Annotated in this window: 7 protein-coding genes; 2 read left to right on the forward strand and 5 right to left on the reverse strand. The window is 67.0% G+C overall.

Annotated elements, in window-relative coordinates; all coding sequences use genetic code 11:
- Window positions 1-19: 19 nt before the first annotated feature.
- From AB4Y99_RS14370 to AB4Y99_RS14390, 5 genes are all read right to left on the reverse strand, one after another.
- Window positions 20-1,048 carry an ABC transporter substrate-binding protein gene (locus AB4Y99_RS14370; RefSeq protein ID WP_441523786.1) on the reverse strand — a complete coding sequence of 343 codons (1,029 nt, stop codon included), beginning with the start codon at window positions 1,046-1,048 and terminating at the stop codon, window positions 20-22.
- Window positions 1,049-1,204: 156 nt separating this feature from the next.
- Window positions 1,205-2,554: an LLM class flavin-dependent oxidoreductase gene (locus tag AB4Y99_RS14375; protein WP_441523787.1), complete on the reverse strand. Its 1,350-nt coding sequence runs from the start codon at window positions 2,552-2,554 to the stop codon at window positions 1,205-1,207.
- 29 nt (window positions 2,555-2,583) lie between these two features.
- On the reverse strand, window positions 2,584-3,330 hold the full coding sequence (locus tag AB4Y99_RS14380; protein ID WP_441523788.1) for an ABC transporter ATP-binding protein: 747 nt from the start codon (window positions 3,328-3,330) through the stop codon (window positions 2,584-2,586).
- On the reverse strand, window positions 3,327-4,184 hold the full coding sequence (locus tag AB4Y99_RS14385; protein WP_441523789.1) for an ABC transporter permease: 858 nt from the start codon (window positions 4,182-4,184) through the stop codon (window positions 3,327-3,329). The genes AB4Y99_RS14380 and AB4Y99_RS14385 overlap by 4 nt, the downstream gene beginning before the upstream one ends.
- Before the next feature lie 26 nt (window positions 4,185-4,210).
- Window positions 4,211-5,278, reverse strand: a complete 1,068-nt coding sequence (locus tag AB4Y99_RS14390; protein WP_441523790.1) for an ABC transporter substrate-binding protein — start codon at window positions 5,276-5,278, stop codon at window positions 4,211-4,213.
- 176 nt (window positions 5,279-5,454) lie between these two features.
- On the opposite strand from AB4Y99_RS14390, the gene AB4Y99_RS14395 reads away from it, so the two are divergent.
- Both AB4Y99_RS14395 and AB4Y99_RS14400 read left to right on the forward strand, forming a co-directional pair.
- Window positions 5,455-6,258 (forward strand): MurR/RpiR family transcriptional regulator, encoded by an 804-nt coding sequence (locus AB4Y99_RS14395; RefSeq protein ID WP_441523791.1) that lies wholly within the window; start codon window positions 5,455-5,457, stop codon window positions 6,256-6,258.
- A 174-nt stretch (window positions 6,259-6,432) separates the two neighbouring features.
- Window positions 6,433-6,901: Orn/Lys/Arg decarboxylase N-terminal domain-containing protein (locus tag AB4Y99_RS14400; RefSeq protein ID WP_441523792.1), on the forward strand; the 469-nt coding region annotated here is incomplete at its 3' end.

Here is a 6,901-nt window from a genome sequence, read left to right on the forward strand (position 1 = left end):
GATCAGGGTCTCGGATCGTTCAGCGGCTTGGTGAGGATCGCACCCCGCGCTCGTAGAGAGCCTGATTAAACAAGCCGTCCAGGGCCGGTGCTTGGGGGAAGTCGCCGAGCTCCACCTGATAGGCGAGCAGCGCCTCGGTCGCCTTGCGGATCTGGGCGGGGTCGTTGACGAAGCTCACGGCCGGCGAGACGAGCGCCTTGGCGATCGTCGATTCCGCGACCAGGTCGCCGCCAAGCACGGCCAGCACGAGCGGGGCGACCTTGGCCGGCTCCTTGCGAATCCGTTCGGTCGCTTGATGGAAAAGCCCGACGAAGCGTTCCGCCACTTCCGGGTGGTTTTTGACGAGGGCGCCCGAGGCGGCAACGACGACGCCGGGAATGTTCGGGAACATGTCCGGCGAGTTGACGATGCGCTTGATGCGCGGATCGCGTTCGGAAACCAGCGTCGCCGAGGGTTCGAGCAGCGTGCCGCCGTCGATGGCGCCGGTCAGCATCGCCTGCTGAACGACCTCGATGCCCATATTGACGATCTCGACATCGGACCGCTCGACCTTGCCGATCGTCCAGAGCCAGTGGTGAAGCGCGACCGTCGGCACRCCGCCCGGCGGAAGCGTGCCGAGCTTGGCCTTGCGGCCCGTTGCGGCGCTGAACGCCGCGAAGGCCTTCGCGGGATCGTCGGCGTTCTCGGCAAAAGCCTTGGCGAGGGCCGGGCCGGCCACGAAGGCCGTACCGCCGACCGCCGCGGCTGCGATCACGGATGTGTCCAGGCCGCGGGACCGGGCGACCGCAACCGGCGCGACGCCGATGACCAGGATATCGATCGTGCCGGACGCAAAGGCCTGGATGGCATTTGGGCCGGAATCGAACTTGGTGAGCTTGAGCTCGAGGCCGGCATCGCGTGCCGATCCGTCGCCGGCAAGGACGAACAGGGCGCTCGCCCCGATGACCGGCACGTAGCCGATGCGCAGCGCCGTGCTCTCGGCGAAGCCCGGCCGGATCCCGGCGACGGAGCCGGCCGCCAGCGCAAGCAGGGTTCTACGATCGATCATCTCGGGCTCCGCCTCCGCGCGACCTCACATAAGAGCGCGCATCGGCGTTATGTCACCGGATGGGAGGTGATTGCTTCCAAATCGCGAGGCTGCGGGAGAACGAAACCAGCGCGTGAGCGTGCGATACGGAAACGGCTTTCCCGCCGGAGGCTCCGCTCAGGCGGAGCGCTTCACCGGCTCGGCCGGGTCGAACTGGCTCTGAACCGGGTCGAGGCCCAGCCGGTCGCGCAGCGTCCCGTCGCCATATTCGCTTCGGAACAGCCCGCGCCTGCGCAGCAGCGGCACGACCTCGCTCGCAAAGATGTCGAATTGCGCCGGCAGAATCGGCGGCATGACGTTGAAGCCGTCGGCCGCGCCGGACACGAACCAGTCCTCGATGATATCCGCGATCTGCTCCGGCGTCCCGGTCGCGGTGAAGTGGCCGCGCGCGCCGGCGAGGCTGTGCAGCAGGCCGCGCAATGTTGGCCGCTCGCGGGCGACGAGCGCGGTGATCGACTGCGCCCGGCTGCGCGAAGCCTGGACCTGCGACGGATCGGGAAAATCCTCCGCCGACAGAACGTCGTCGAGCTTGAGATGCGAGAAGTCATGGCCGCCGAAGCGGCTCGACAGCCTGGCGAGCCCGACGCTCGGATGGGAGAGTTCATTCAGCTCTTCCCAGACCCGTTTCGCCTCCGCCTCGGTCGAGCCGATCGCGGCGCTGAGGCCGGGCAGGATGACGATCTGATCCGGGCCCCGCCCCAATGCCCGCGCCTGGGTCTTGATGTCGGCATAGAATTCGATCGCGCTGTCCTTGGTGAGATGCGCGGTGAAGATCGCCTCGGCATAGCGCGCGGCGAAGGCGCGGCCGTCCTTCGACGCGCCGGCCTGGACGAAGACCGGGCGGCCTTGCGGCGAGCGCGGGATGTTGAGCGCCCCTGCCACGCTGAAATGGCTGCCGCGATGCGCGGCGCGCCGGACGCGATCGGGGCGGGCATAGGTGCCGTGGTCGCGGTCGTCGACGATGGCGTCCCTCGCCCAGCTGTCCCAGAGCTTGGAGACGGCCTCGACGAAGTCGTGCGCGCGTGCATAGCGCTGGTCGATGCCGACCTGAGCCTCCTGGCCGAAATTGACGGCGGCGCCCGGCGCCCAGGAGGTCACGATGTTCCAGCCGATCCGCCCGCCGCTGAGATGGTCCAGCGAGGCGAACTGGCGGGCGAGGTTGTAGGGCTCGTTATAGGTGGTCGATGCCGTGGCGATCAGCCCGATCTGGCTTGTCAACGCAGCAAGAGCCCCGAGCAGCGTGACCGGCTCCAGCTCCCCGCGCGCCGCATGGGCGAGCTCGTCGCCGAGCGCGAGCTGATCGGCGAAGAAGATCGAGTCGAGCTTCGCCGCCTCTGCCGCAAGAGCGAGATCGCGGTAATAGGAGAGATCGCTCAACGCCTTCGCCGTCGAGGCGGGGTGACGCCAGGCCGTTTCGTGGTGGCCGCGGCCGTTGATGAAGAGGTTGAGGTGAAGTTCGCGTGCCATGGCGGATCGATCCTGTCGGATATGGKTCACTAGACGGCATCGGAGACGCCGAGCGCCGCGAGCAGATCGCCGCGCAAGGCTTCGAAATGAGGGGCTTTGAGGCGCGGATGCGCCAGGGCGACCGGGCGGTCGACGACGATGCGGCCGGCCTCCATAACCAGGACGCGGTCGGCGAGCTTGATCGCCTCGTCGACATCATGCGTGACCAGCAGGACCGTCGGCCGGTGCTGGCGGATCAGGCGGAAGAGCAATTCATGCATCCTGATCCGCGTCAGGGCGTCGAGTGCGCCGAAGGGTTCGTCGGCCAGCAGCAGGCGCGGCTGGCGCACCAGAGAACGCGCCAGTGCCACCCGCTGCTGTTCGCCACCGGAGAGCGCATTCGGCCAGGCGTCCTCGCGCCCGCCGAGCCCAACATCCGCAAGGGCGGCGCGGCCGCGCTCATCCGCATCAACCCCGCGCAGGCCGAAGACGACGTTCTGCAGCGCGTTCTTCCAGGGCAGCAGCCGGGAGTCCTGAAACAGGACCGAGCGATCCTGCGGCACGCTGATCCGGCCTTCGCCGTCGACGCCGTCATCGAGACCCGCCAGGGCGCGCAGCAATGTGCTCTTGCCCGAGCCGCTCTTGCCGATCAGCGCGACGAACTCACCCGGCGCGAAGTCGAGCGAAACCTCGCTCAGCACGGTTCGGCCGGAGAAGCGGCGCGTGACCTCGCGCAGGCTGACGGCGGCAGGCGCATGGCCTCGCGGCAGGTGGAGCGGATGGGCCGAGGCGTTCATGACGCCAGCGCCTTGCGGTAGGACAGCGCCCGCCGCTCCCAGAACCTGACCGCGAAATCCGAGCCGAGGCCGAGGATGGCATAGATCGCAAGGCCGACGACGATGACATCGGTCTGGCCGTAGTCGCGGGCGCGGTTCATCAAATAGCCGATGCCCTCGGTGGTGTTGATCTGCTCGAGCACGACGAGCGCGGTCCAGCAGGTGGTGACGGCGAGCCTCAGGCCGGTGAAGAAGCCGGGCAGGGYGCCCGGCAGCGCGACCTCGCGCAGGAAGGCGCCGCGGGACAACCCGACGCTGCGGGCAAGCTCGACATGGCGGATATCGATGCCCGTGAGCGCGGCATGGGTGTTGATGTAGATCGGCACCAGCACGCTGGAGGCGATCAGCGCGACCTTCATCGCCTCGCCGATGCCGAGCCAGAGAATGGCGAGCGGGATCAGCGCCAACGTCGGCACGGCCCGCTTGATCTGGACGAGCCCGTCGAGCGAGGCTTCGCCGATGCGGCTGAGACCGGCGGCGAGCGCCATCCCAAGGCCGAGCGCGACGCCGATGCCGAGGCCGAGATAGGCCCGCTGGGCCGAGGCGAGGAAATGGTCGGCCAGCGTGCCATTGCTCAGGAGCTCGATGCCGGTCAGGACGGCCGTCGACGGCGCCGCCAGGAATTTTGGCGAGAGCCAGCCGATCCTCGAGGCGAGTTCCCAGATCGCGACCAACGCGACCGGCCCGAACAGGATGCCGCCCCGCGGCAGGCGCGACGGCGCCAGTTGCAGCGGCCGTGCTGCTTGCGTTCCGACAGGATGCCTTTCGGTTTCCGCGCTGGGCTGGAAGCCGGTGGCATAGGTGATGAGACTCATGGCGTCCATCCGTCTCGGCCAGGGTGTCAGTTGGTCTTGGCGGCGATGACCTCGTCGAAGCGCAGGTCGAATTCCTCGCGCGCATCGAGCCGCTTCGGCAGGTCGCCGGCCTCGTGGATCACGTCGATCAGCGATTGCTGCTTCGCGATCAGGCTGGCCAGAAGCGGAAACTGGAACTCGCCTTCGGACTCGACGATCTTGCTGCCATCGGCCGGCTTCAGGTTCTGGCGCTTGACGTAATAGGCATCGACCCAGGCATCGACATTCTGGTGCGACCAGCGGCTGGCATCGATCCAGCCCGCCACGAATTCACGGATCGCCGCCGCCTTCGCCGGGTCGTCGAGGGCCTTCTGGCTGGCGTAGAGATAGGTCAGGCTCTTGGGCAGCCGGTCGTTCTGCGCCTTCGGCAGCGCGCTTGCGCCGCGATCGGCGAAGTCGGCGAGATAGCGCGAGAAATGCGGCTCGTTGAGCGCCGCGACATCGACCTGGCCGGTCCTGATCGCATCGGGGAAGTCGGCGGCCCGAAGCGGCACGAGCTTGACGTCCTTGCGCGTCAGCCCGGCGAGCTTGAGTGCGTTCAGCACGAAGGGCTGGCGTCCGGTGCCCTCGCCATAGGCGATGCTCTTGCCCTTCAGCTCCTCCAGGCTGTCGATCTTCAGGCCGGGACGCACGGCCAGGAAGTAATCGGTCTCGGAGGAGACGCGCGCGGCGATGATCGGGATCTTCTCGCCGGCGGCATGGGCCTGGATCGGCGGCGTGTTGCCGACGGTGGCGAGGTCGAGCGCGCCGGCCCGGAAGGCTTCGAGGATCGCCGGACCGCCGAGGAAATTGGCATAGGTTACGTTGCTCGAAAGCTTCGCCTGCACGCCCGAGGCGCGGATCAGCGTCTGCAGCGCCTCGTTCTGATCGGCCGCCACCAGCTTCGTCCCGGCCGGGATGTGCTGGGGAAGCGCCCCCTGAGCCGCTGCGTCGCGAGCGGCAGAGGGAATGAACGGCAGCAGCAGCGACACCTTCAGCACCGCGCGGCGGCTCGCTTCGAAGTGCTTGGAGTGCCCCGTCGTGCCGGCCATGGTCGTCACCTTCTGCAAATTCACGGTCGTCGGCGACCAGCGCCGGACTCCCCAAATCTTGCAAAAGGATCGTTTGTTAAGTCAAACGAATGTTCTTTTTAAGATACAACGCAAAGACGAAGAACCTTCCAACTCCGTGATGCCTTCCAGGAAGGAATGCCTCGTTCAGCCTGATGCTGGGTCTGCGGGCGGACGCCACCATGATGCGCGCGGCCCATCGCATGGGTTCGCCCTATGAATGGGCTTGCGGCAATGACCTGACCGCCATGTCGGTCACGGAAGTGGCCGAACGCGCGGAGGCGAGCGAGGGCAGCGTGATCTCGCTCTGCCGCCAGCTCGGCGCGCGCGGCTTCCAGCAGGTCAAGATCGCATTGGCGCGTGATCTCGTGCAGCCGGTGCAGTTCATCCACGAGGATCTCGCCCGCACCGACGACACCGGGACGGTGATCGAGAAGGTCTTCCGCAGCGATCTGCAGGCGCTGCACGACACCATGAAGGTGCTCGACAGAGGGGCGATGGAGCGCGCTGTTGCGGCGATCCGCAAGGCGCGCCGCGTCGAGCTCTACGGCATCGGCAGCGCCGCCCCGATCGCGGAGGACGCCAATTACCGGCTCCTGCGCATCGGCGTCGAATCCAAGGTCGTGGTCGATTCGCATGTGCAGGCGATCAGCGCCTCGCTGACCGGCCCCGATGTCGCGACGATCACGATCTCGCATTCGGGCTCGACGCACGAGACCGTCACCGCGACCAGGCTCGCGCGGGAAGCCGGGGCGATGACGATCTGCATCACCAATTTCGGCAAGTCTCCGCTGCTCGCCTATGCCGACATTGTCCTCAACACCATGGCGCGCGAGACCCAGTTCCGCACCGAGGCGATGACGAGCCGCATCGCCCAGCTCGCCATCATCGACGCCCTGATCGCCTGCCTGTCGCTGGCCGACTACGACAAGGCCGTCGCGACGATCGGCAAGACCTTCGACGTGCTCTCGACCAAGCGGTTCTAGCCGTCCGGATCGGTCCTGCGGCAAACTGTTCTGGCGGCATCGCGGGGTCCATCCTGGAAGCCCGTTCTCCGGCCCGTGGGGGCGCCCGCCCGCCGCGGCTTCGGCCGGAGCGGCAGTCGCCGAATTGTCGTAAAACTCACCCAATGCTGCGGGTTCATGCTCAGCGGAGCCGGTATGGACTATTTCAGGCGCTTCACCTTCCTGTTCGCAACGCCGAACTTCGATGCCGAGGATCTCGAAGGGATCCGCTTCCATCAGATCGTCGAGGAGATCGAGCGATCGGGCTTCGAGGTCGTCAAGGCGCGAAAGCTCGAAGATGCCGAGATCGCGGTCCAGACCGATGCCGCCATCGGCTGCATGGTGGTCGACTGGGGCAAGAAGGGGTTGGAGGGCAAGACGGCCGCGCTGATCAACCTGATGCGCCGGCGCGGCCTCGACTTCCCCATCATCCTGCTGATCCGCCGCAAGCGCTTCGAGGACGTGCCGGTCGAGGTGCTCGACTTCATCGACGGCTATATCTTTCTTTCGGAGGAAACCCCGCCCTTCATCGCCAAGAGCCTGATCAGCCGGCTGAAGCAATATGCCGACACACTGAAGACGCCGTTTTTCGGCGCCCTCGTCGACTATGCCGAGGAGGGAAACC

The sequence above is a fragment of the Allobosea sp. TAB14 genome, from assembly GCF_052113865.1.
Classification (GTDB): Bacteria; Pseudomonadota; Alphaproteobacteria; order Rhizobiales; family Beijerinckiaceae; genus Allobosea; species Allobosea spartocytisi.

Coding starts and splice junctions, on each gene's coding strand:
- AB4Y99_RS14375 (WP_441523787.1), bottom strand. CDS start 2,554: ATGGCACGCGAACTTCACCTCAACCTCTTCATCAACGGCCGCGGCCAC.
- AB4Y99_RS14380 (WP_441523788.1), bottom strand. CDS start 3,330: ATGAACGCCTCGGCCCATCCGCTCCACCTGCCGCGAGGCCATGCGCCT.
- AB4Y99_RS14395 (WP_441523791.1), top strand. CDS start 5,455: ATGATGCGCGCGGCCCATCGCATGGGTTCGCCCTATGAATGGGCTTGC.